Here is a 24,473-nt window from a genome sequence, read left to right as displayed (position 1 = left end):
TTGGATCTATGGCGCGACGCATATCGCCTGTGGAAGCGAGCTTGCTCGCGATGAGGCCGGATGATTCACCGCCGGTTTTCATACGGCTGTCGAAATTGTTCCCGCCCCCGCCACACATCTGTTAAAACCCGTCCTTTCCCGCTGATCTTCCGGACCACCGCATGTTGTCGAATTTGTTGAGCCGCTTAGGTCGTCGCTGGCTGCCGCTGCTGTGCATGGCCATGTTGATCGTCGGCCTGCCGGTGAGTTGTGGCGTACTCAAATACAAAGAGCGCGAGCTGCTGTTTCGCATCGAGCCGGGCACCGCCGGCTGGTATCGCGGCCTGCCGAGCGATGTGCAGGAGTTCGACATCAAACCCGCCAGTTTCAAGGCCGGACAGAACCTGCACGCCTGGTGGTGGCCGGCCGCGCGCCGGGATGCGCCGTCGATCCTGTACCTGCACGGCGTGCGCTGGAACCTGACGGGCCAGGCGTTTCGCATTGAGCAATTGCGCGCCATGGGCTACTCGGTGCTGGCCATCGACTACCGCGGCTTCGGCCAAAGCAAAGGGGACCTGCCCTCGGAAGCCAGTGTTTACGAAGACGCCCGAGCCGCCTGGGAGCGTTTCATCCAGATGCAACCGGACGCCAACAAGCGTCTGATTTACGGCCATTCCCTGGGCGGCGCAGTGGCCATCGACCTCGCGGCAGATCTGGCCGCACAAGCGAAAAAGCAACATGATCCCGTGCCGGTGCGCGGCCTGGTGATTGAATCCACGTTCACCTCGCTGGGCGATGCCGTGGCGCAAGTGGCCGACAGCAACCTGCCAGTAAAATGGCTGCCAGTGCGTTGGCTGGTGTCGCAGAAATTCGATTCCATCGACAAGATCGTCGACATCGACATGCCGTTGCTGGTGGTCCACGGTCTGGCCGACCCGTTCATGCCTTCACGCTTCAGCCAGCAGTTGTTCAATGCCGCCAATGAACCCAAGCGCCTGCTGCTGGTGCCCGGTGGTACGCATAACAACAGCATGAGTCTGGGCGGCAGTCAGTATCGCCAGGCAATCGATGGTTTGATGAAAGCCAAACCTAGCGGTAACCCCGGGCTTGCAGGTTAAACAACTGCGCGTAACGCCCGCCCGCCGCCACCAGGCTGTCGTGATCGCCACGCTCAAGGATCGTGCCCTGGTCCAGCACGATGATGTGATCGGCATTGCGCACGCTGGAAAACCGGTGGGAAATCAGCAACGTCATGCGGCCTTCGGTGTGCTGGCTGAAGTGCTCGAACACCGCCGCTTCCGCCGCCGGATCGAGGGCCGACGTCGGCTCATCGAGAATCAGGATATCGGCGTCGCGACGCATGTAGGCACGCGATAACGCGATCTTTTGCCACTGCCCGCCGGACAACTCTTGCCCACCGGCAAACCATCGCCCCAATTGCGTGGCATAGCCGCGATCGAGACGCTCGATGAATGGCGCAGCCATGCCTTGGGTTGCGGCGTCCTGCCAGCGCTGCTCATCGTTGAACGCCAAGGTGTCGCCAACGCCGATGTTTTCGCCCACCGAGAATTGGTAGCGGATGTAATCCTGGAAAATCACGCCGATGCGCTGCCGCAGAGTGTCCTCCTGCCAAGCCTGCAAATCACTGCCGTCGAGCAAAATGCGGCCTTGATCGGGTCGATACAAACGGGTCAGCAACTTGATCAGCGTGGTCTTGCCCGAGCCGTTCTCCCCCACCAGCGCCAGGCTGCGCCCCGGCACCAGGTGCAGGTCGATGCCTTCCAGCGCTGCACGACTCGCACCCGGATAACGAAAAGCCACGTTTTCGAAACGCAAACCATCGCCGGGTACGGCACCCTCCGTGAGCGTCCCGGTATCGGCCACCACCGGTTCCGCCAGGTATTCATAGAGGTTCGACAGGTAAAGGCCGTCTTCATAGAGCCCGCTGATAGCGCTCAAGCTGCTGCTGACCGCAGTCTGCCCCTGCTTGAACAACACCAGGTACATGGTCATTTGCCCCAGGGTGATATTGCCGTGGACGGCATCGACCACCACCCACGCATACGCCAGGTAAAACGCCGTCGTACCGAGCAGGCCGAGAACAAATCCCCAGCCATCGCGACGCAGCGTCAACCGGCGGTCTTCAGCGTAGAGACGGGAGAAGGTGTCGCGATAACGCTGTAACAACAGTGGCGCGAAACCGAACAGCTTCACCTCTTTGATGTACCCCTCGTGGGAAAGCAGCGTCTCGATGTAGGTCTGCTGCCGGCTCTCCGGCGCCCGGCGGGTGAACAGCCGAAACGCATCCCCGGAAAAATGCGCCTCGGCGAAAAACACCGGCAACGCACCGACCACCAGCAACACCAGCGCCCACGGTGAAAAGTGCACCAGCAACACGCCGAAGCTGATCAGCACGATCAGGTTCTGGATCAGCCCCAACGACTTCATCACCAGCGCCAGCGGCCGGGTCGACGCCTCGCGCCGTACCCGCACCAGCTTGTCGTAAAACTCGGAATTCTCGAACTGGACCAACGACAACGTCTGGGCTTTCTCCAGAATCATCGTGTTGACCTTCTGCCCCAACTGCACGCGCAACAGCGACTGCTGAACCGACAACGCCCGTTGCGTACCGGACAACAACGCCAACACCCCCGCCTCCATCAACACATAACGCACCACCGGCCACAACGGCGCACTGCCCTGCTGCGCGTGCAGCTGCATGGCGCTGACCACTGCGTCGACGATGCGTTGACCAATCCACGCGGCCAGCGCCGGGAGGACACCGGCAATCAGCGTGGCGAGGACCAGGCCGAGAAACAATCCGCGGGACGTGCCCCAGACCAATAGCAAGGCGCGTCGGGCCTGGTCGAATAAAGCGGTGAGCCGGCCAAAAACAGGGGTCACCCTGAGCACTCCACCTGAAACCGCGCCCGATACCGCCCCGGGCTCTCCCCCGTCCATTTCTTGAACGCCCGATGAAACGCGCTCGGTTCCTGAAAGCCCAGTCGTTCAGCAATATCACTGATGCTCGCCTTGCTCTGGCGCAACTGTTCAAAGGCCACGCCGCGCCGTACTTCGTCCTTGATCTCCTGATACGAGCAGCCTTCGCGCTCCAGTTTGCGGCGGAAGGTGCTGGGGCTCAGGTGTTGTTCGAGAGCGAAATCCTGCAGGGTCGGCCATTCGCTGTAATCGCTGTTGCGCAGGCGCTGGTGGACTTGCGAGGCCAGGCCATGCTGGTTGCGGAAGCGGATGACCAGCCATTGCGGGGCCGTGCGCAGGAATACCTTGAGTGAGGCCAGGTCTTGCACCACCGGCAGGCGCAGGTAGTGACTGGCGAATTCGATTTCCGTGCGCTCGGCGCCGAAGGTCAGGTTGGGCCCCCACAGCAAGCGGTCGTCGCTGAGGGACACGCGTTCATGACGGAAGTCTGCGCGGTCGATGGGAATACGTCGCCCGCCGAGCCAGCACAGCAGGCTGATCATCAGCACCAGGAATGTCTCTTCGCCGAAACGGCTGACGTCTTCGTTTTGCGCGTGGGAGTCCAGACTCATGATGGCGCGTTTGCCGCGCACGGTCAGGGTGCCGCGAAAGTCGCGCAAAAAAAGGCCGAAATTGACCAGGCACTGACGCATGGCTTTGTGCAAGTCGGGTTCCTGGATCAAGGCGCGGCAGATCAAAGCGAAGCTGCCCGGCGGCATGCCGTGGGAGTCGAGCCGGAAAAACTCGTCGTTCAACTCGCGAATCTGATTCAGCCACAACTGGGCAAATGCACTGGCCGGCACCCGCGCCGTGGGCTGAGCCATTAACGCCGGGTCAATACCGGCCTGTTCCAGCGCAGCCTTCAGGCGCTGCGGATCTTTCGCCAGCGCATGGATCATGGCCTGCACGAAGTAAACGGCAACCGAGTCCTTTTCCCGCATGTGAACGTTTCGCTCCCTAACTCTTGAAATGGCAAAAAACACCAGCACCGTTGAACAGTTGCGGCATAGGACTACCGGGCTGTCGGTTCTAGACTCGCGGCCAATAGTACGCCTTCGACCGTTGTGACGGCCAAGGTATCGCAAGGTATGAATGGAAGGACGGCAACATGAATCTGCAAAACATCGGCGTGATCGGCGCGGGCACCATGGGCAACGGGATTGCGCAGGTCTGTGCGCTGGCCGGTTTCACCGTGACCCTGATCGACATCTCCGAGAGTGCCCTGCAAAAGGCCCTGGCCACCGTCAGCAAAAACCTTGATCGCCAGGTCGCCAAGGACACGCTGACCGAGGAGCAGAAGCAGGTTGCCCTCGACAGGATTCGCACCTGCACCCACTACGACAGCCTGAAGAACGCGCAATTGGTGATTGAAGCGGCTACCGAAAACCTCGACCTGAAACTGCGCGTGCTGCAACAGATTGCCGCGCAGGTCAGTGCCGAGTGCGTGATTGCCTCCAACACCTCGTCGCTGTCGATTACCCAACTTGCCGCCAGCGTCAGTCAGCCTGAGCGTTTCATCGGCCTGCACTTCTTCAACCCGGTGCCGGTGATGGGCCTGATTGAAGTGATTCGCGGCCTGCAAACCAGCGACGCCACGCACGCCCTCGCCCTGGACATGGCGACCACCCTGGGCAAAACCGCGATCACCGCCGGCAACCGCCCGGGCTTTGTGGTCAACCGGATTCTGGTGCCGATGATCAACGAAGCCATTCTGGTGTTTCAGGAAGGCCTGGCCAGTGCCGAAGACATCGACGCCGGCATGCGCCTGGGCTGCAACCAGCCGATCGGCCCGCTCGCCCTGGCTGACCTGATTGGACTGGACACCTTGCTGGCCATCATGGAAGCCTTCTACGACGGCTTCAACGACAGCAAATACCGCCCGGCACCACTGCTCAAGGAAATGGTCGCCGCCGGTTATCTGGGACGAAAAACAGGACGTGGCTTCCATGCCTATGCCTGAGCGTTGCTCGCGCTTTGCCGAGTACCGGGACAAAGTGCTGGAGCTGTTCGCCAGCAAGGGTTTCGGTCAGGTCGGCATGCGTGAGCTGGCCACGTGCCTGGGGCTCTCCCCGGGCTCGTTGTATCACCATTACCCAAGCAAGCAGCACTTGCTGCTCGACCTGATCGAGGAGTTCTACGAAGAGCTGCTGGCGACCCTGGATCGCCTCAATCAAAAGGGGCCGGCGAAACGCGACAAGCTGCAAAACCTGATCCGTGCGCATTTGAATCTGCACCGGGAAATGCCTTGGCATTTTCGTCTGGCGGAGCGTGACAGCGGTTGCCTCAATGACGAGCAACAGGCGCGAGTCCGGCAATTGCGCGAGCAATACGAACATCGCCTGCTGCTGATGCTCGGCACCAAACCCCGGGTTGGCGAACAGGCGCAACGTGCCGCCGCGCACGCCATCGCCAATTTGCTCAACAGCGCCCCCAGCTGGTTGATGCAACATTCGCTGAATGACCATGAGCGCGATGAACTGCTGGAAAATATGGTAAGCGGGGCCATTGAGCGTCTACTGCGGCCTTCGGCGCCACGAGCGGTGGCGTGAGCACCTGACGCAATGTCAGGTGTAGGCGTGCGCAGGCCATAAAACAGCGCACTTCAATAGAAAAATCATCTAAACGAATTTTGCCAAAACCTCCCTCTAACGTTTTGCTAATGGCGTCCAAATACTGTGTGGGGCCAGCGGTTGATCCACTCTCGACCGGCCTCCTTCGTTACCGGGAGCACAACATGAAAATCAATCCCTACCTGATCTTCAATGGCGACTGCAAAGCGGCCTTCACCTTTTATGAGAAAAGCCTGCCTGGCAAGATCGAAGCCATGATGACCTTCGGTGAAACTCCGGCCGGCGAGCACGTGCCAAGAGATTTTCACAACCTGATCATTCACACCCGCCTTGTGGTGGGCGATCAGGCGATCATGGGCTCCGACACGACACCGGATCGTCCTGTCGATGACATGGCCGGTTTTTCGGTTTCGCTGAATGTTGACAGCATCGCGCAGGCGGAACGGGTCTTTAATGCCTTGTCGGAAGACGGCACCGTGCACATGCCGCTGGAACAGACGTTCTGGGCGGCGCGTTTCGGCATGCTGGTGGACCGGTTTGGCGTGTCGTGGATGGTCAATTGCGAGAAAGACCAATAGCAGGCTTTTGCGACGGGCATGAAAAAGCCCAACCTGAAAAAGTTGGGCATGGAATGTCGCCGGGCAACCTATCGGAGGGCGAAAGGCTCAATAGAGAATTGGCTAGTCGCGGCCTGAGCGACTAGCTTTAACGTGGTCCGGATCATCAACGTATTGTCAGCATTCGCTGAGCAGAGACACAGGCAGGACACTGACCCTTCGCTTGATTGGCAAAATCACATTAATGGAGCACAGTCCCGATGAATATCAAAAACAAAAGCCGTGCCCTGCTGGGTTTGGCACTGCTGGCTGCTGGCCTTGCCGGTTGCCAGACTAACCAGCAATTTATTGCTGCCAATCAAGATGCCGCGTTGAAGGTGGTGACCACTCGCGCAGCCTTCGAAATGAACTGCCAGGCTGTAACGCCGACCATCTTGTCGAGCAAAGTAGCCCAAATGCAATATGGCTATGCCCGTACCGAATACACCGTGGGTGTTCGTGGTTGCGGCAAGCAAGCGGTGTATATGGCACTGTGCCTGGACACCAGCACCTGCAATGCCTACACCGATACCGCCCGCCTCGGCCAATATTGATTGACCTGCCGCCGCAACCCTTTGCGGCGGCTTTCCAATAGCATCCCCGTCCTTTCTAAAAAGGGGACAAGCCGCAACGCTAGCTGCTGTTACAACGTGCGTGTTGGCTGAACTGCCGGTTGGCTTCAGAGCTTGGCGATCGAGACCTCGGTGGATTTGACGAAGGCAATCACTTCGCTGCCCACTTGCAGTTCAAGGTCACGCACCGAGCGCGTGGTAATTACGGACGTAACGATTCCAGAGGCGGTTTGCACGTCGATCTCGGACACCACTTCGCCTTGAACGATTTCCTTGATGACGCCCTTGAACTGGTTCCGGACGTTGATCGCTTTGATGGTCATGATGAGGCTTCCTGTCTGGTGGCGGACGCATCCGTGCGGATGCGCAGGCCTTCAAAGTGCATCACCTGCACAAACAACAAAAGGAATAAATAATTATTTATTTATTCCTTTTTTGAATATAAAACCCCGGATCATTGCCCGGGTTTTCAGGACATTTGAACCATTCGTCGTATAGGCAAATCTTTGACGCCATGCTCATTGTGTCTGGCTTGGGGATTGCAAAGGCCGGTCGTAGCCGCCCGGAAACGACGTTATTCTGACGCAGCGACAATCAATTCAACATTTAAGGACCCCGGCGAAACGCCTGGTGAGTCACCGGAGATTTAACGTGTCAACCCTCAGTGAAATCGCAGCGAACCACGCGAGAATGGCTAAATTACAGGCACAAGAGTCGACCGGATTGAGTGAGCGGCACGTTCAAATTGTGGGGTGCTTCGAAGTGCCCGTCATGGAAGAACAACAGCAACACATTCCATTGCACTTGATCGCTGGGGCGCAGGACAACCACCTTGCCCAGGCAGCGGGTTATTTGCTCTGAGTGAGTTTGTGCGCAGGGAGTGACACCAACCGGTTGGTAACTACTCCCTGCGCACTGATCCAGTGCATCAGAAACTTCGTTAAACTTTCTGACCCAACAGCAACCCTGTGGGGAGGAAGCCAGTCGCTACTGCGAAGGCATTGCCCGCAATCGCCGGCCCACTACATCCAGCACATCGCAGCCATCGCGCAATGGGATGGCGCACAGCAACGCAAAGTCGCTGAGGATGAAGGATTCGCACTCAATCGAACCGCGCATCGACATGTTTTCCAGTACCTGAGTGACGGCACGAATTCGGTAGTTGGCGGCTTCATATAAAACGTCGAGCGGTGCGTGGGTATCGACGAACAGCGTGGGCATGTCGGTGCAGTTGCTGGTGAGGGCCATGAAGCGGCTTTTGGGGTGAGGGATTGGTTTTTCGTAGGGTGGATCTGGGTGAAGGGTTTTCATTTTTTTTAACCTTTGGCGGATAAGTTTAAGCTACCAACGGCCTTCCTACGGGCTTGGGTGGCAGCCGTACGCGGGAGTAGGAAACTGAGGATCCACCAAACTCAGCCACGCCGAAGCGTGTCCCGCGCACAGCCGCCGCGAACGATCTTACGGACACTAAGTAAGTGCCGCAATCACACGACAGCGCTGACGCGCGGTGAAAATCCAAGGGTTCCTACACCCTGCCACTGCATTTGCAGCGACAGCCAAAGACTATCCATGGTTCTCACTTCGCACCAGTTCATCAAAGCCGCTACAACTTGAAGGAAACTTCCGACGACCTTGCCCAGAAATTTCGCCCTCGCGCAGCGTTTTGAGCGCGCGAGACTTTGCGGGAGATCAATCAGGAAAGAAGTCAGAGAAGTAGGAAAACGGCGTAGGCCAAATCCTTAAATAACACCCAAAAAACAACAAGCAACCCCAAACGAAAACGTGGCGTGAGGTTTCCCCCACGCCACGTTCTTTCATCTACCCAACGAGCCTGACAATTTCTTCAACCGTCAGCCCTGCTCACTCTCCCGAATCAGCTTCTTGTTGGGAAAAAGGGGACGGATTTGAATGGCACTTCCTTAGTAGCTAACCACTTGAGCTGAAAGCAAAAAATGAAGAAGGGCTGGTCTTGGTCTACGGTGATAGTTGCGAACACACCCCGACGAACCAAGGACACAGCCCCAATGAATCGTAGACGTCAAATTCTCCAGCATCAACAGCAACGTTTTCATCGACACGCTTCGGACTGCGATGCCTATGCGTTTTTCAATCTGCTCACTGCGCCCGAACTGTTACAGCGCGTCGAGTCTGCACTGCCGGAGTATCGGGAGCGCCTGTTTCCGCCGACTGAAACGCTGTCCATGTTTCTGGCTCAAGCGATGAGTGCCGACCGTTCCTGCCAGAACGCCGTCAACGATTTGTCCATCAAGCGGTTTTGTGGCGGCATGAAGCCCAACAGCACTCGCACGAGCGCCTACTGCAAAGCCAGAAAGCGCCTGCCTGTGGAAATGGTTTCCACGCTGGTCAGGCACACAGGTGCTTCGATAAGTGATAACGCACCCTCGTCGTGGCGCTGGATGGGACGGCCTGTGCGGCTGGTGGATGGCACGACGGTCAGCATGCCCTACACCGCAGCCAATCAGGGGGCCTATCCGCAGTCACGCAGTCAGAAGGTGGAAGTTGGTTTTCCGCTGTGTCGAGTGGTTGGCATCGTTTGCCTCTCCAGCGGCGCCGTTTTAGATGCCGCCCTTGGGCGTTTCCGAGGCAAGGGCGGCAATGAACAGACGCTGCTCAGATCAATGCTCGACACGTTGAAAACAGGCGACATTTTGTTGGGCGATGCTTACTACGCAACCTACTTCCTTCTGTGCGAGTTGCAACGAAGAGGTATCGATGGCGTGTTCGAACAATATGGCGCTCGACGGCGCAGTACGGACTTTCGCTTGGGGCAGAGTCTCGGTTCGGAAGATCATTTGATCGAGTTGAAAAAGCCCGAAAGAAGGCCAGCCTGGATGAGTCAGGCGCATTACGAACAGGCACCTGAAAGACTGACCGTGCGGGAGCTGAAGGCTGGCGAAAAGACATTGGTGACCACGTTGCATTGCCCGAGGCAGACACCAAAAACAGCCCTCAAATCTTTGTACAAGGGGCGATGGCATGTCGAGTTGGATTTGCGAAATCTCAAAGCTACGCTGGGACTTGGAAAGTTAAGCTGCAAAACCCCAGGCATGGCAGTCAAGGAGTTATGGGTCTATCTGTTGGCTCACAATCTGATCCGAATGCTGATGGCGCAATCGGCTCTGTTAGCTGACTGTTTACCTCGCGAACTGAGCTTCAAACACAGCCTTCAGCTATGGCTGGCGCTGCGACAATATGGCAGTCCTGAAGAAGAGAATGGCCTTTCAAATTTATTGACGCTGATCGCTCAAAGGCGCGTTGGAAACCGGCCTGGTCGTATCGAGCCGCGAGCCATAAAACGAAGACCTCAAGCCTACCCCTTGCTGACCAAGCCACGTCGGTCAGCAAGGGCAGATGTCAGAAAAAACGGGCACCCAAAACATGTTAAGTAAGTGCCATTCGGGACGGATTTATTTTTTGCTCTTATCAAAGCTAACGGCAAAAATAAATCCGTCCCCCTTTACCGACAGGCAACAAAGCCAGTTCGGTGACCAAGCTAATATCCATCAGGCTCGACTTTTACAACTGCCTTTTTTTATCTGCCTGACTCCAACTTAGATGGCTAGGCTTAAGCTCCAAATGATAGTGCTCACTATGATGCCTCACGTTAAACACTAAAAAGGGAACGGATTTATTTGTTGCGCCATAACAACACCTTCGAAGCTGGCAAGAAAATAAATCCGTTCCCTTTGCAGCTTACCAAGTGGATTGATCTTCTAACGCTGCTCTTTGAAGATCATCCTTCCACTTTGCGCATGCCAATCTATATATATCTTCAAAAAAACCACGAGGATTCTCAATCTCCGTTTCATCCCACGCAATGGTGCTACATTCCTCATAATCACTTTCAAATTGCGTCGAAAAGTCATAACTGCCATCAGCCAAGGCCACTTCAAGTACTTTCAATAAAGCAAAACGGTGTCTATAACTTAGATAATCCAAACTGCAAATTACGAATTTTTCAATAATCTCACATCTATCCTGACTAATATTAGGATTATATTTACGGACAACATCTCCTATCGTGTCCTCCCGATCATATATTTCAAGGCCTGCCAACAAATACGAAAGACGAGGTTCCCAAGCCAAGTTTACATTTTCAAATGGTGATTTCAATTATCTACACCTCGTTTCTATCTAGTAAATGCCGTAAAGGGCCGTTTAATATTTTCTTTATCAAATCGTATTTCCGCTTCATTCATAACTTCTACGAACTTGGGGTTATCCAGATCCTTATGATTAGGCTTATATCCTCTCCCCACGCCTGGAATTTTCACTCGTACAACCGGATTACCGTGCTTATCATACCCACTAGGCTCAGGAATTTTTTTATTCATTTTTGCAATAGCATATCCGATCGCTTGGCACTGTAAAGTCCAACTAGTAAATTGTGAACTTGAGTTAATTTTTTCCTTTACCCCTTTTTTGGTTGGGTGACTTCCATCAATAGTGCGCTGTTTCAAAGCTTTATCTTGGATGTCAGGGGAGTGTTTCTCAACACTATGCATGCCGTATTCTTTTTCCCACGACAGTACTTGGCGTTTAGCCTGTTCTTTGGGCAAAGGTTTTGGAAGAGTCGGATCACCGGCATTGATGACAGCTTTGCTAACGACATCGGGTGACGAACAGCCGACATTTTTTTTATTGTTCGGCGATGGACAGTCCGTCGAGCTCAACCCCAACGGATCAACCCACCCCGTCGGGTTCGGCGTGTATTGGTACTGATTCAGCCCACCCGCCAACTTCACCGGGTCCGGCGTCAGGTACCGTCCAACCTCCGGATCATAGTACCGATGCCGGTTGTAATGCAGGCCGCTCTCAGCATCGAAATACTGCCCTTGAAACCGTAACGGCTGCTCAAGCTGCTCGCCCCCGCCGAACGCCTGCTGCGTGACTTTGCCGTAAGCGTTGTACCTCGCCGACCACACGATCTCGCCACCAAAATCCGTCAGTTCCTGCGGTGTGCCGAGGTGGTCGAGTTGGTAGTAGAACGGGCAGGCTTTGCGTGGGCCTTTGCCGTCGAGCATGGCCAGCGGGCGGAAGCTGCCGGGTTCGTAGACGTAGCTGCGGTAGTGTTCGCGGCTGCTTTCGGCGATGAGGTTATCGCCTTGCCAGAAGAATTCGGTGGTGTGGCCGTCGACGGCTTTAGCGATGCGGCGGCCGAAGGCGTCGTAGCGGTAGCTGGCGGTGCGACCGTCCGGAGTGGTGACGCAGACCAAGCGGTGTTGGCAGTCGTAGCGGTACTCGGTGACGAGTTTTTGCCCGGTGCCGCGGCGTTCGCGGATCAGGTTGCCGAAGGCGTCGTAGTCATAGTGGCGATCACCTTGCATCAGCTGGCGATTGACCAGCACTTTCGCGGCGCCGGGGCGGTCTTGCATCAACAGGTTGCCAGCGGGGTCGTGGGCGAAGTTTTCCGGCGGGGTGTCGCGGGTGTGGCGCACGCGGGTCAGGCGGTTGAGCGGGTCGTAGGTGTAGTTGCGTTGGCCGTGGCGGGTGTCGGCGATATGGTCGAGATTGCCGTTGGCGCTGTAGGCGTAGTCGCGGCGATACAGCGGTTGTTGCTGTTGGCTGACAGCGTGAGCCTTCAGTCGGCCCTGATCGTCGTAGGCAAACTCGCTGAGCAACTGGCCTTGTTGGCGTTGTTGCTCGCGACCAAACGCAAATTGGTGGCTGGTCAGCCGCGCGCCGTTGAGGTCGATGGCGGTGAGCGCGCCGCCCTTGGCGTGGTGGTAATCGAGTTTGCTGCCGTCGGGCAGGCGCAGGCGATTGAGTTGGCCGCAGGCGTCGTAGCCATAGCGCAGCGTGCCCCAGCCCTGATGTTCGGTGATCAGGCGGTCCTGTCGGTCGTACTCGAATTCCAGCGGATGGTCGTGACCGTCGTCGACGCCGATCAGCCGGCCGAGGCTGTCGTAGCGGTATTCGACCTTGACGCCGTCGGGCAGGGTTTTGACCCGCAATCGGCCGGCCGAATCCCGCTCATAGGCGGTAACCAGTTGTGAACCATCGTCGCCGAACTCGGTTTTCTCCAGCAGCTGGCCATTGAGGTCGTAGACGTACGCCGTGCGCTGACCGTCGAAGCCGGTTTCCTGTCGGATCAATCCGCCGGGGGTGTAGTCCAGCCGATAGTGTTCACCGGATTCGTTTTCGATTTCCGTGAGCAACAGCTGCGCGTTGTCGTAGCAATACTTCAGCTGGGTGCCGTCGGCATTGAGGCGACGGCTGACCAGGTGCAGGTCGTCGAGGTATTCATAGCGCGTGATGCGGCCGAGTTCGTCGCGTTCGGCGGTGATTTTTCCGTAGGCGTTGTAGCTATAGGCACGACTGGCGCCGGTAGGCAAAGTCGTCTGGATCAGTCGGCCAACGGCGTCCCATTGCGACTGGGTGACCGCGCCATGTTCGTCCTGACGGGTAAGCTGCCGCCCCAGAGCATCGTAGGAAAAGCGCCGCTGCCCGCCGTCCGGCAACGTCTCCTCGACAAGTTGCCCCAAACCGTTCCAGACGAACACATGCCGACTGGTATCGGGGTAACGGATCGACAGCAGCAGCCCTTTGTCGTCGTAGTGGTAATGGGTGACCTGGCCGTCAGGGTCGGTCGCTTCGGTGATGTCACCCTGGGTATTGCGTTGATACTTCCAGACCGCTTTACCGCGATAACGGGCGTGCAGGAAACCGTTGCGATACTCGTAGGCCGTGGGCTCGTCTTCCGGCGGAATCAGCGCAATCAGGCGTCCGACTTCGTCGTAACGGTATTCGGTGACGGCGCCGAGCGGGTCCTGCTCGGCGATCAATCGGCCGTCATCGTCGTAGGCCTTGAGCTGTTCACCGCCATCCAGTTCGACTCTGCGCACCAGCCGGGCGTGGTCGTCGTGGACGTAAACCTCTTCGCTGCCGTCGAGGTTGTGCACGGTGACGCTGCCGGCGTCATCCCAGACATAGCGTGCATCCATCTGCGCAAACGAGGCCCAGTGGCGGATGCAGCGCGCCGCTTTGCCGGACCTTTCCCACGCCCAGAAGAAACTTGCCCCACCGGCCAGTTGCCGCTGGAGAATGACGTGCTGCTCGTCGTAGTCGTAGCGTTCGCTTTCGCCGGCGGCGTTGCTGGCTTCGATCAGTTGATCGCGTTCGTCGTAGGTGTAACTGACCAGGGTTTGCTCGGTCTGCCAGCACTCATCGAGCGTCTGCGCCGGGGTAAAAGCCTGATAGTCGACGGCGACCAAATGGCTGCGTTCATAACGCAAACGCAAGGCGCGGCCGGCACCGTTGTCGAGGCGCTGGATGCGCGCCTGGCGGTCGCGAGTGATGCGCAGGCGGTTGTCGTAAGCGTCGCTGATCGCTGTTAGTCGACCGTGATGAAAGTGATAAAACCGTGCGTCGTCGCCGGCCTGGGCGAGGATCAGTTCTTCGAGTTCAGCCCCGAGATAAATCGCCGCGCGGGACAGGCTGTTGTGAATCGCCGGGCGTTCAGCGGTCGGCAGCGGGAACGTGGTGCGACGGTTTTCGTGGTCGATCCAGATGACGCTGTCACCGTCGATCTCCAGTCGATGGGAGAGCGAGTGGCTCCAGCCGAAACCGAGGCCGCCATCGATTTCGGCAGCGCTGGTGCGATAGAGCCGGGTGAAGTCGAACGGCAGAATGCCGTCCAGCGCACCGTCGGTGAGGGTCAGCAGTTCTTCGCCGGTGACCATCGACACCGGGCATTTGTTGGTGGCGGTTTTATTGGCGGAATCGGCGGCGTCGCCGTTGGGGTTTTTCGCCTGATCCGGGGCGTTGTCGTGGTGTTCGTTTTGCTTGAGGGTGGTGTTGCGTTTGGCATCCCAACGCAGTTGCATGCGGCCTTGTTTCAAACCGGCCGCGACGCCGCGCGCGGCGACCGCTTTGTAGCGATCCACGTAGGACATGAAACTGTTGATGATCGTGAAGATCGCTTTGACGAAACCCAATACGGCGCTGACGATCCGGGCGCCGTAGTGCGCAAGACGCATCCCCAGATAGGCAATGCCCGCCCCCGCACCGGCGAAGGTCAAAACGATTCCGATCAGAATATCGATGAGCAACTGCACCACTGCCGTCGAAACCGCTTCAGTCGTTTTACCGGCGATTTCGCTGGGCGGCAGCATCTCCAACCAGAGGCTCGCGGTGCGAAGCAATAAACAGAGCGCCGCTTCGTCACTGACCAGTAACTGAACCTTCTCCATCGTGGCCGGAAATTGTTCAGCCAATTCCACCAAATGGTCGGCACCACTGCCCAAGCGCTCAACGAACTTTCGAGGATTCTGCAGAATGTCAGAGAGCAGGCTGACGCTGTCCCACACACCAGAAATCGCCGCCCAACTTCCCGCGAGTATTCCATTCCCGGCGGCCGCAAAAGTCGACTGCGACCACTGCGGTTTAAACCCTTCCCATTCTTTGCGTAGCCAGCCCTCCAGTTCTGCGGTCAGACCGTCGTAAGAAGAGAAAAGATCATCGACTTGCTGTGGTGTTACTTCATCGTTGACGTGAATGCGATAGAACTTGCCCACCTCCCCCGTGAAAATCCCTTTGCCGTTCTGATCAAGCGTGATAGGCGTTTTTTTGCCGCCATCCATAGCAATCACATCGACCTGAATATTCCCCACGGGCACGTCATAAACCGATTCGAACTTGCTCTCGATCTCCAGTTTTCCACCCTTCGGGCATTGCACGACGGTAGAGAGAAAATCGTCATCGCCACTGCTCATCGTGGTGATGGTGTCGCCGAAACGAATGATCCGCTCCATACCCATCAACGAAGGCAAATCAGCAATGTGACTGGCTTGGTCTGCCGCTTGGCTGAACCAGCGTTTCAGCTGTTCACGGTAGAGCGACAGGGTGTCTGGAAAACGGTCGAGCTCCTGCTCGATGCGGGCGATGTGCGCCATCAACGCACCGAACGGCATGAAGTGAGGTGGAAAATCGGGTCGAACATGTGCAATCCCTCGCGCAGAAATTTGAGCGCGCGAGACTTTGCCGGGGATCAATCAGGAAAGAAGTCAGGAAAGTAGGATGTTGACGTAGGACAAATCTTTAATTAACGGCCAAAAAACAACAAGCAGCCATAAACGCAAACGTGGCGTGAGGTCTCCCTCACGCCACGTTCTTTTATCTACCCAAGAAGGCCAACCGTCAGCCCACCTCACTCTCCCGAATCAGCTTCTTGTTGATCTTCCCGACACTGGTCTTGGGAATCTCAGCCACGAATTTAAATTGCTTCGGAATCGCCCATTTGTTGATACGCCCACACTCGACAAACGTCTGCAGGTGCGTCTCAAGCATTGGCTTGTCCAGGTACTGACCCGGCTCGCACACCACCATCGCCATGGGCCGTTCGCCCCACTGTTCATCGACAATGCCGACGACCGCGACGGACATCACCGCCGCGTGTTCGCTGATCAGGCTTTCCAGTTCCAGTGAGCTGATCCACTCCCCCCCTGTCTTGATCACATCCTTGATGCGATCCTTGATTTCCACGCCGCCCATCGAGTCGATGGAAGCCATGTCACCGGTGTGCATCCAACCGTCGAGCCAGAGTTCGGCGCCCTTTGCCGGTTCTTTCAAATAACCCTGGGTCAGCCAAGGCGCACGAACCACGATTTCGCCGAGAGACTCACCGTCATGCACAACATCGTTGCCGCTGGCATCGACGATTTTCAGGTCAACCATAGGCACCGGTGTGCCGGTCTTGATGCGGGTCGCCAATTGTTCTTGCATGGGTTGTTTAAGCACGTCGTCACGCAGGTAACTCAGGCACAGCAGCGGGCAGGTTTCCGACATGCCGTAACCGCTGTGGACCACCATGCCTTTGGCGCTGGCTTCGCTGGCGATGCCGAGGGTCAATGCGCTGCCACCGAGGAGCATTTTCCAGCCCTCGAAACGGGTCTGTTTCCCGGCCGCGCAGTTCAGGATCATTTGCAGAATGGTCGGCACGCAGTGGGAGAAGGTGACCTTTTCCTCACGGTACAACCGGACCAGGCTGTTGGGCTCGTAACGGCCGGGGTACACCTGTTTCAGGCCCATCAACGTGGCGACATACGGCACGCCCCAGGCATGCACGTGAAACATCGGCGTGATCGGCATGTACACGTCATCGGAACGCAGCAACGGCTGGCCTTGATAGACGCCCAACGTGCCGACGGCATTCAGGGTGTGCAGGACCAGTTGGCGGTGGGTGAAATACACGCCTTTCGGGTCGCCAGTGGTGCCGGTGGTATAGAACAGGGTCGCCACCGAGTTCTCGTCGAAATCGGGGAAGTCGTACCGGTCGGATGCCAGCGACAACAACTGCTCATATTCACCCAGCACCGGTAGCGAGGTGCTGGCGGCGTTGTCATCGGTAAGTTGGAGATAGCCTTTGACGGTGGTCAACCGAGCCTGGACCTGCTCGAGCAACGGCAGGAAATCATCATGCACCAGCACCAGATCATCTTCGGCGTGGTTCATGGTGAACAGCACCTGATCCGGCGACAAACGAATGTTCACCGTGTGCAGCACTGCGCCAATCATCGGCACGGCGAAGAAGCATTCCAGGTAGCGATGACTGTCCCAGTCCATCAGCGCCACGGTGTCCCCGGCTTTCACGCCGGCGGCCGTCAAGGCGTTGGCCAGTTTGCGGATGCGTTTGTTGAGCGTCTGGTAGTCGTAGCGCAGTTTGTCGGCGTAGACGATTTCGCGACCCGGCTCGTAGCGTGCACCGGACAGCAACAGTTGCTTGATCAGCAAGGGATAGGCATAGGCGCCATCGGCGGGCGGGATTATTTTTGTCGCCATCATGTTTGGGTTTCCTGGTCCTTTTTAATGCATTGGCTCGGCGATCAGAACTGCGCTGCGTCCAGTTCGTAGAGGCACTCGCTGCCCGCCTTGACCGATGCGCTCAATGAATGGATGCGTGGCAGCAGGCGGGCGAAGTAGAAGCGTGCGGTAGCCAGTTTGCTGACGTAGAAGTCGTCTTCGGCCTGCTTGCTGATGGCGGTCTTGGCCATCAATGCCCACATGTACGCGTAGGCGACATAGCCGAAGGTTTGCAGATACTCGACCGAGGCGGCGCCGATTTCATTCGGGTTGTTTTGCGCACGGTCGAGCACCCACGCGGTCAATTCGTCGAGGACGTCCACGGCGGCGTTCAACGGTTTGCTGAACTCGCCGAGCTCAGCGCTGGCGTTGGCGGCGAAGTGGCGAACCTCGGAGGCGAACAAGCGGTAAAGCGCCCCGCCGCTGCCGACGATCTTGCGCCCGACCAGGTCCAGCGACTGAATGCCGTTGGTGCCTTCGTAGATCTGCGTGATGCGCACGTCACGCACCAATTGCTCCTGGCCCCACTCGCGGATATAGCCGTGGCCGCCGAAAATCTGCTGGCCGTGGACGGTGGTTTCCAGCCCCATGTCGGTGAGAAACGCCTTGGCCACCGGGGTCAACAGCGACACCAATTGCTGTGCACGATGGCGCGTGGTCGTGTCTTCGCTGTACTTGGCCGTGTCCAGTTGCAGAGCTACGTAGCTGGAAAACGCACGGCCGCCTTCGTTCAAGGCTTTCATGGTCAACAACATGCGTCGCACGTCCGGATGGACGATGATCGGGTCGGCAGCCTTGTCCTTGTTCTGCGCGCCAGTTGGTGAACGGCTTTGCAGACGGTCACGGGCGTACTCGACGGCGTTCTGGTACGAGCGCTCGCCCAGGGACAAGCCCTGAATGCCGACGCCCAGACGCTCGTAGTTCATCATGGTGAACATCGCCGCCAGGCCCTTGTTCGGCGCGTCGACGATCCAGCCGGTGGCGCCGTCAAAGTTCATCACGCAGGTGGCGGAAGCCTTGATGCCCATCTTGTGTTCGATCGACCCGCAGGACAGCGCGTTGCGTTCGCCCAGGGAACCGTCGCCGTTGACCAGCACCTTGGGCACCAGGAACAGGGAAATGCCTTTCGGACCGGCCGGTGCATCCGGCAGTCGGGCCAGTACCAGATGAATGATGTTTTCGGTCAGGTCGTGCTCACCGCCGGTGATGAAAATCTTGCTGCCGCTGACCTTGTAGCTGCCGTCGGCCTGAGGCTCGGCGCGGGTGCGGATCAGGCCAAGGTCGGTGCCGGCATGGGCCTCGGTCAGGCACATCGAACCGGTCCAGGTGCCGGCGTACATGTTCGGCAGGTAACGCTGCTTGAGTTCTTCGCTGGCGTGGGCATTGATCGACAGGCAGGCACCGGCCGTCAGCATCGGGTACAGGCCGAAGGACAGGCCGGCCGAGTTGACCATCTCTTCGACCTGCGCCGAAATCGCCTTGGGCATGCCCATGCCGCCGAACTGCGGATCGCCGCCCACACCGACCCAACCGCCTTCGGCGAACGCCTGGTACGCAGCAACAAAACCGTCCGGCGCGATGACTTCGCCGTTGTTCCAGGTGCAACCTTGTTCGTCGCCATTGCGGTTCAGCGGTGCGATCACTTCACCGGTGATCTTGCCGGCCTCTTCCAGGATCGCGGCAGCCGTCTCTTCATCAATCACCTCGGCCAGGCCAGGCAATGTCGCCCACAGGCTGGACACCTCAAAGACTTCATTGAGGACGAAGCGCATGTCGCGCAAGGGAGCTTTGTATTCGGACATAGTGACTTACTCAGGTGTGCTCAAGGCATGAGGAACGGGTGAAGTGTGCGCGGTGGCGGTCTCTTCGGCGGGCGCCAGCGGAGCGTCCTCGACAGGATGCGTCTCCAGGGATTTTTCACGCAGCAGGAAGTACGACAGGGCTGGAATCAGGATCAGCGCGCCGAGCATGTTCCACAGGAACATGAAGGTCAGCAGGATGCCCATGTCGGCCTGGAACTTGATCGGCGACCAGACCCAGCACACCACGCCGGCGGCCAGGGTGATGCCGACCAGGCCGACCACGCGGCCGGTGAACGACACGGCGTTACGGTACGACTGCGACAGCGACAGGCCCTGACGCTGGAAATGCAGCTGGACGCTGAGCAGGTACAACGCGTAATCCACACCGATGCCCACGCCCAACGCAATCACCGGCAAGGTCGCGACTTTCACGCCGATGCCCATCGCCACCATCAAGGCTTCGCAGAGGATCGACGTCAGCACCAGCGGCAGCAGCGCCACCAGCGTCGCGCGCCAGCTGCGGAAGGTGATCAGACAGAACAAGGTCACCGCCGCGTAGACGTACAGCAGCATGGTGTGATTGGCCTCGCGCACCACGATGTTGGTCGCCGCTTCGATTCCGGCGCTGCCGGCAGCGAGCAGGAACTGACGATCTTCGGTGCTGTTTTCCTTGGCGAACTGGTCGGCGATGGCGACCACGGCGTCGAGGGTTTCGGCCTTGTGATCCTTGAGGAAAGCGATCACTGGCATCAGCGAGCAGTTGTTGTTAAACAGCTCCGGCGAGTTGACCGAGGCTTGCTGCGCGGCGTAGTTGAGCACGTCCTGGTTGCGCTGGATGCTGTTGAGCTTGGGGTTGCCCTCGTAGGTGCCGGCGGTGATCTGGCGTACGGCGTTGACCAGCGACGTCGTCGCCCGCACGCCCGGACTCTGTTGCAGTTCCCAGGCCAGACGGTCGGCCAATACCAGGGTCTTGTAGTTAAGGCAACCTTCCGGGGCGGTCTTGATCATCACCGCGAACAGGTCGCTGGACAGCGCGTAATGCTGGGTGATGTAGGCGTTGTCGCGGTTGTAGCGCGAGTCAGCACGCAGCTCCGGCGCCCCGCTTTCGAGGTCGCCGATTTTCAGGTGCAGGCTGACCATGAAACCGCCGACGCCCATCAACACCGCGACCACGACTGCACCGATGGCCCACTTGCGGGTGGTGAAACGGTCGAGCAAATCCCAGAGTCGGCCGAAGCCTTTGTTCTTTTCCGCGCGGGTGTCGATTTTCAGTGCGCGCTCGGCAGCCTTGGCCCCGACGCCGACGTACGACAGCGCCACCGGCATCAGCAACAGCGAGGTGAAGATCAACACCGCGACACCGATGCTGGCGGTGATCGCCAGGTCCTGGATCACTGGAATGTCGATCAGCATCAGTACCGCGAAACCCACGGCGTCGGCCAGCAACGCGGTGACGCCGGCAATGAACAGACGACGAAAGGTGTAGCGCGCGGCGATCAGTTTATGGGTGCCGCGGGCGATGTCCTGCATGATTCCGTTCATCTTCTGCGCGGCATGGGACACGCCGATGGCGAAGATCAAAAACGGCACCAACACCGAGTATGGATCGATGGCATAACCCAGCCACGCAACGATGCCCAGTTGCCAGACCACCGCGATCAGCGAGCAGCCAACCACCAGCAAGGTGCTGCGCACGCAGCGGGTGTAGGCGTAGATGATCACCAGCGAAGTGATCACCGCCAGGCCGAAAAACATCATCACCTGAATCAGGCCATCGATCAGGTCGCCCATCAGTTTGGCGAAGCCGATCACCCGGACTTTGTAGTGACCTTTGCCTTCCACACCGGACTTGCGCGCGGCGCTGTCACCGGCGTATTCGATCTTGTCGCGCAACTGCTCTTCGAGCATCTGCGAAAACTGATGATAGTTGATGCTCTGGCCAGTGGCCGAGGTTTTGTCCAGCAACGGCACGATCAGCATGCTGGATTTGAAATCGCTGGCGACCAGGCTGCCGACGATCCCGGCGCGGGAAATGTTCTGGCGCAGTTGTTCGATTTCTGCAGGGTTGCCCTGGTAGGTGTCGGGCATCACCGAGCCACCCTGGAAGCCTTCCTCGGTGACTTCGGTCCAGCGCACCGACGGGCTCCACAACGACTTCATCCACGCTCGATCAACACCTTCGGTGAGGAACAGTTGGTCGTTGACCTGCTTGAGCACGTCCAGGTATTCAGGGTCGAAAATATCGCCCTGGGTGTTTTCCACCACCACGCGCACCGAGTTACCCAAGCCGCGCAGGGACGCACGGTTTTCCAAAAAATTCTGGATGTACGGCTGGCTCTGCGGAATCATTTTTTCGAAGCTGGGGCGCAGCTCCAGGCGGGTCGCCGCCATGTAGCCCAGCACCACGGTGGCGAGCGCCATCAGCAGCATGAACAGCGGGCGGTAGTTGAAGACCAGGCGTTCCAGCAGGTTGCCGGAGCGACGGTCGAAATCGCGCACGTCGCGGATCACCGGCATGGCTTCTTGTTGTTTTATGTTGCCCATGTCTGGGTACTCGCTTTAAGGGTTCGAGGTCTTAACGACGGACAGCGCCAGTGCGCCACGGCTGCCAGCCACGACCAACGAGCCGTCGGCGGCCTCGGAGGCGCCAGCTATTGGCGTCGGTACGGGCTGCTGAACCAGGTGCAGTTGCGCGCCAGAGCCTTGGCTGACCAGCATCTGCCCACCCTGGGTGAACAAGCGGTAGTCACCATGGTTATCGATGAGGCCGGCGGTGACGCTGATGTGCAGGCCGGTGTCCAGCGCGGTCCAGTTCTGGCCGTCATCGGTGCTGCGCAACACGTTGCCGCGCAAACCGTACACCAGCACTTCGCCGGGCTTGCCGAGCACGCCGAAGAAGCTGCCTTGATAAGGCGTCGGCACGGCGGCGAAGCGCTGGCTGGCGTCATCCCATTTGAGCAACAGGCCCTGCTCGCCGGCGATGTACAACGCGTCGCCGGTCGAGGCGATGGCGTTCAGGTGAAAGCCTTGCGGGTTATCGGTGCGGTCTTGAAACGGGGTCCAGGTCTGCCCGCCGTCTTCAGTGCGCAGAATCAGGTTGAACACGCCGATCACATAGCCGACCTGCTCGTTGGCGAACCAGACGTCGAGCAAGGGTTTATCGGCGCCCTGCTCCATCAGGCGCTGACCTTCGGCGGCCCAGTGGGCCCATTGTTCGTTGCCCGGTTCGGCACTGGCCAACGCACCGTAATGCCTGACCAGCAATTCACCGATCTGACGGCCATCCAATTGCTTGCGCCAGGTCACGCCAGCATCCTCGCTGTGCAACACCACGCCATCATTGCCGACCGTCCAGCCTTCCCTGGCCGATGGAAAATTCACCGCACTGAGATCGGCACTCACTGGCACGACGGCTTGCTGCCAGTGTTTACCGCTGTCATCGGAATAGAGAATGTGCCCACGCTGCCCGACGGCAACCAATCGGTCGCCCGCACGGGTCATGCCGGTCAACGGGCTGCTGACCGCCAGCGGACTGACTCTGGCAGGCAGGTCCAGCACATCGACGTAACCGGCTGCCTGGATGACGCCCTGCGACATAGCAAGCAGGGCGCCGAGCGTTAACTGCAGGTACTTTTTGTACGAACACATACCGCGTCCTCTTGGGAAAACCGCGTCAGGCACTGCAAGCGTGCGGCCCGACGTTGAAAACCGGCGCTACGACGATCGGCGAGCACCGACCGTCGCCGGTCACACGGCTGCGGGCCGTGGACCGATGAACGCCTTGTTGCGGTTTGCTCAGCGAATGCCAGCGCCCGCCAGGGATTCTGATGACCACTGCGCCTTGGAGAGCGGATCGATGTACTTGATGCCGCCGTAAGGGCCGACTACCCCGTTGATGTTGTAGGAACCGCCCACCAGGTCATAAATCATGAACGGCGTGGAGTCAGGCACCTGCTTGTCATAGCTCTGGCTGAGGAAGGCAAAGGAGCCACGGTACAGCTGACCACGGGCGTCATATTGGTCCGAGGCCACAGCGGTCCAGCTGTCTTCGTCGAGGTAGAAGCGACGTTTGGCGTAGATGTGACGTGCACCGGCCTTGAGGGTGCCTTCGACGACCCATACGCGGTGTTTTTCCCAGCGCACAAAGTCCGGTGCCAAGTGGTTAGGCGTGGTGATCGACTTCGGATCCTGCACGTAGGTCAACTTGTAGGTGTTGTACGGCACGATCATTTCTTGCTTGCCGACCAGCTTCCAGTCGTAGCGATCCAGCGCACCGTTGAACACGAACACATCATCGTAAGTACCGGCGCCGGCGGTGCCTGGGTTAGGCGTGTCGTAGGCCAGGTTGGGTGCCAGCTTCACACGGCGCTGACCAGGCAGGTACTGCCAGGCACGACGCGGTTGTTGCAGCGGGTTGGCGGCGTCCTTGAGCATCACCGCTTCGCCGGCACGACGCGCCGGGCCGGTGTATTGCAGCTTCATCTGGTAATACACGTCGGCGCTGCTGATTGGCTGCGCCAGGTTTTCATAGATCGGGTAGGAGATAAACGCCTGCCCGGTGGTCGCCAGGCTCGGTACGCCCGCGGAGTCAACGTTCCAGGAATCGTACTTGGAGTTGATGCTCACGCCCTGATAGCGCAACAGGAAGTTCCACATTGCCTCGTTGCCCGATTGCGGAATCGGGAACGGCACGCCCGGCAGCACATTGTCGATGGCCAGGCCACCTTCAAGGGACTTGGCGCCGGTGGCGTTTTTCACGCCGTTGTCGAGGATCGCTTTAGGCAGCGAAACGGTGCGGTGAGTCGGGTACACCTCGACTTTGAACGTCGGGAAACGCTTGGCCAATTCCGCGGTGGTGGCGGTGAGCTGCCCCTTGTACTGATCGACGTTTTTACCGTCGATGACCAGCAGCGGTTTTTCGTTGGCAAACGGATCCGGGCGCATGCTGTCACCGGCCTTGAAGCTGGCGGGTGGCGTGGTCAGGCCGCCGTCATAGGCGGGGATGGAGCCATCGGCATTCCCGGCTTTTTCAGCGCCGACGAGGGTCAGGCTGCTGCCCAGTTTGGTGGCATCCTGAGCAGATACAGCAGCGTGTGCCTGTGCGGCAACAATCATCGCCAGCGAGGCAGCCAACACGGTTTGTACATATTTCAT

Annotated in this window: 18 protein-coding genes; 7 read left to right on the top strand and 11 right to left on the bottom strand. The window is 58.4% G+C overall.

From position 1 onward, the window contains the following. The first annotated feature begins 161 nt into the window (after positions 1–161). Positions 162–1,097: an alpha/beta hydrolase gene (locus NL116_RS11535; RefSeq protein WP_494377254.1), complete on the top strand. Its 936-nt coding sequence runs from the start codon at positions 162–164 to the stop codon at positions 1,095–1,097. Here NL116_RS11535 and NL116_RS11530 read toward each other — a convergent pair. Together NL116_RS11530 and NL116_RS11525 are read right to left on the bottom strand one after the other, a co-directional pair. Then, positions 1,069–2,883 (bottom strand): ABC transporter ATP-binding protein, encoded by a 1,815-nt coding sequence (locus NL116_RS11530; RefSeq protein WP_494377253.1) that lies wholly within the window; start codon positions 2,881–2,883, stop codon positions 1,069–1,071. The genes NL116_RS11535 and NL116_RS11530 overlap by 29 nt on opposite strands. Continuing rightward, complete coding sequence (locus NL116_RS11525) at positions 2,880–3,899, bottom strand: AraC family transcriptional regulator (RefSeq protein WP_494377252.1); 1,020 nt, start codon at positions 3,897–3,899, stop codon at positions 2,880–2,882. The genes NL116_RS11530 and NL116_RS11525 overlap by 4 nt, the downstream gene beginning before the upstream one ends. Positions 3,900–4,066: 167 nt before the next feature. Here NL116_RS11525 and NL116_RS11520 point away from each other — a divergent pair, with 167 nt between their 5' ends. The 4 genes from NL116_RS11520 to NL116_RS11505 all read left to right on the top strand — a co-directional run bounded on the left by NL116_RS11520 (position 4,067) and on the right by NL116_RS11505 (position 6,678). Then, positions 4,067–4,918, top strand: a complete 852-nt coding sequence (locus NL116_RS11520) for a 3-hydroxybutyryl-CoA dehydrogenase (RefSeq protein WP_494377251.1) — start codon at positions 4,067–4,069, stop codon at positions 4,916–4,918. Beyond that, positions 4,905–5,507, top strand: a complete 603-nt coding sequence (locus NL116_RS11515) for a TetR/AcrR family transcriptional regulator (RefSeq protein WP_494377250.1) — start codon at positions 4,905–4,907, stop codon at positions 5,505–5,507. The genes NL116_RS11520 and NL116_RS11515 overlap by 14 nt, the downstream gene beginning before the upstream one ends. Positions 5,508–5,692: 185 nt before the next feature. Next, a complete protein-coding gene (locus tag NL116_RS11510) occupies positions 5,693–6,106 on the top strand; it encodes a VOC family protein (protein ID WP_494377249.1) in 414 nt (137 codons plus the stop codon). 239 nt (positions 6,107–6,345) lie between these two features. After that, on the top strand, positions 6,346–6,678 hold the full coding sequence (locus NL116_RS11505) for a hypothetical protein (RefSeq protein ID WP_494377248.1): 333 nt from the start codon (positions 6,346–6,348) through the stop codon (positions 6,676–6,678). Between the two features lie 125 nt (positions 6,679–6,803). Here the strand turns inward: NL116_RS11505 and NL116_RS11500 are convergent, their stop codons facing one another. Next, a complete protein-coding gene (locus NL116_RS11500; protein ID WP_046028014.1) occupies positions 6,804–7,019 on the bottom strand; it encodes a TOBE domain-containing protein in 216 nt (71 codons plus the stop codon). 328 nt (positions 7,020–7,347) lie between these two features. On the opposite strand from NL116_RS11500, the gene NL116_RS11495 reads away from it, so the two are divergent. Continuing rightward, on the top strand, positions 7,348–7,557 hold the full coding sequence (locus NL116_RS11495; protein WP_494377247.1) for a hypothetical protein: 210 nt from the start codon (positions 7,348–7,350) through the stop codon (positions 7,555–7,557). A gap of 126 nt (positions 7,558–7,683) precedes the next feature. Here the strand turns inward: NL116_RS11495 and NL116_RS11490 are convergent, their stop codons facing one another. Continuing rightward, on the bottom strand, positions 7,684–8,007 hold the full coding sequence (locus NL116_RS11490) for a hypothetical protein (protein WP_494377246.1): 324 nt from the start codon (positions 8,005–8,007) through the stop codon (positions 7,684–7,686). Positions 8,008–8,720: 713 nt separating this feature from the next. On the opposite strand from NL116_RS11490, the gene NL116_RS11485 reads away from it, so the two are divergent. Next, positions 8,721–10,106, top strand: coding sequence for an IS4 family transposase (locus NL116_RS11485; RefSeq protein WP_494377245.1), 1,386 nt, complete (start codon positions 8,721–8,723; stop codon positions 10,104–10,106). Positions 10,107–10,410: 304 nt separating this feature from the next. Here NL116_RS11485 and NL116_RS11480 read toward each other — a convergent pair whose 3' ends face one another. The 7 genes from NL116_RS11480 to NL116_RS11450 form a co-directional block, all read right to left on the bottom strand. Continuing rightward, positions 10,411–10,830, bottom strand: a complete 420-nt coding sequence (locus tag NL116_RS11480) for a hypothetical protein (RefSeq protein WP_494377244.1) — start codon at positions 10,828–10,830, stop codon at positions 10,411–10,413. 17 nt (positions 10,831–10,847) lie between these two features. Further along, positions 10,848–15,611, bottom strand: coding sequence for an RHS repeat-associated core domain-containing protein (locus NL116_RS11475; protein ID WP_494377243.1), 4,764 nt, complete (start codon positions 15,609–15,611; stop codon positions 10,848–10,850). A gap of 244 nt (positions 15,612–15,855) precedes the next feature. After that, positions 15,856–17,499 carry a fatty acid--CoA ligase gene (locus NL116_RS11470; RefSeq protein ID WP_494377242.1) on the bottom strand — a complete coding sequence of 548 codons (1,644 nt, stop codon included), beginning with the start codon at positions 17,497–17,499 and terminating at the stop codon, positions 15,856–15,858. Between the two features lie 41 nt (positions 17,500–17,540). Continuing rightward, the gene (locus NL116_RS11465; protein WP_494377241.1) at positions 17,541–19,319 is read right to left on the bottom strand and encodes an acyl-CoA dehydrogenase C-terminal domain-containing protein; all 1,779 of its coding nucleotides are present in this window, start codon (positions 19,317–19,319) and stop codon (positions 17,541–17,543) included. Between the two features lie 6 nt (positions 19,320–19,325). Beyond that, a complete protein-coding gene (locus tag NL116_RS11460; RefSeq protein WP_494377240.1) occupies positions 19,326–21,863 on the bottom strand; it encodes an efflux RND transporter permease subunit in 2,538 nt (845 codons plus the stop codon). A gap of 15 nt (positions 21,864–21,878) precedes the next feature. Further along, positions 21,879–22,967: a WD40/YVTN/BNR-like repeat-containing protein gene (locus NL116_RS11455; RefSeq protein WP_494377239.1), complete on the bottom strand. Its 1,089-nt coding sequence runs from the start codon at positions 22,965–22,967 to the stop codon at positions 21,879–21,881. Positions 22,968–23,114: 147 nt separating this feature from the next. After that, positions 23,115–24,473, bottom strand: a complete 1,359-nt coding sequence (locus NL116_RS11450; RefSeq protein ID WP_494377238.1) for a DUF1329 domain-containing protein — start codon at positions 24,471–24,473, stop codon at positions 23,115–23,117.

It is taken from the genome of Pseudomonas sp. FBCC-B1667 (genome assembly GCF_059133255.1).
The sequence above is the reverse complement of the archived record's forward strand: the minus strand, read 5'-3'. Positions and strand labels throughout refer to the sequence as shown.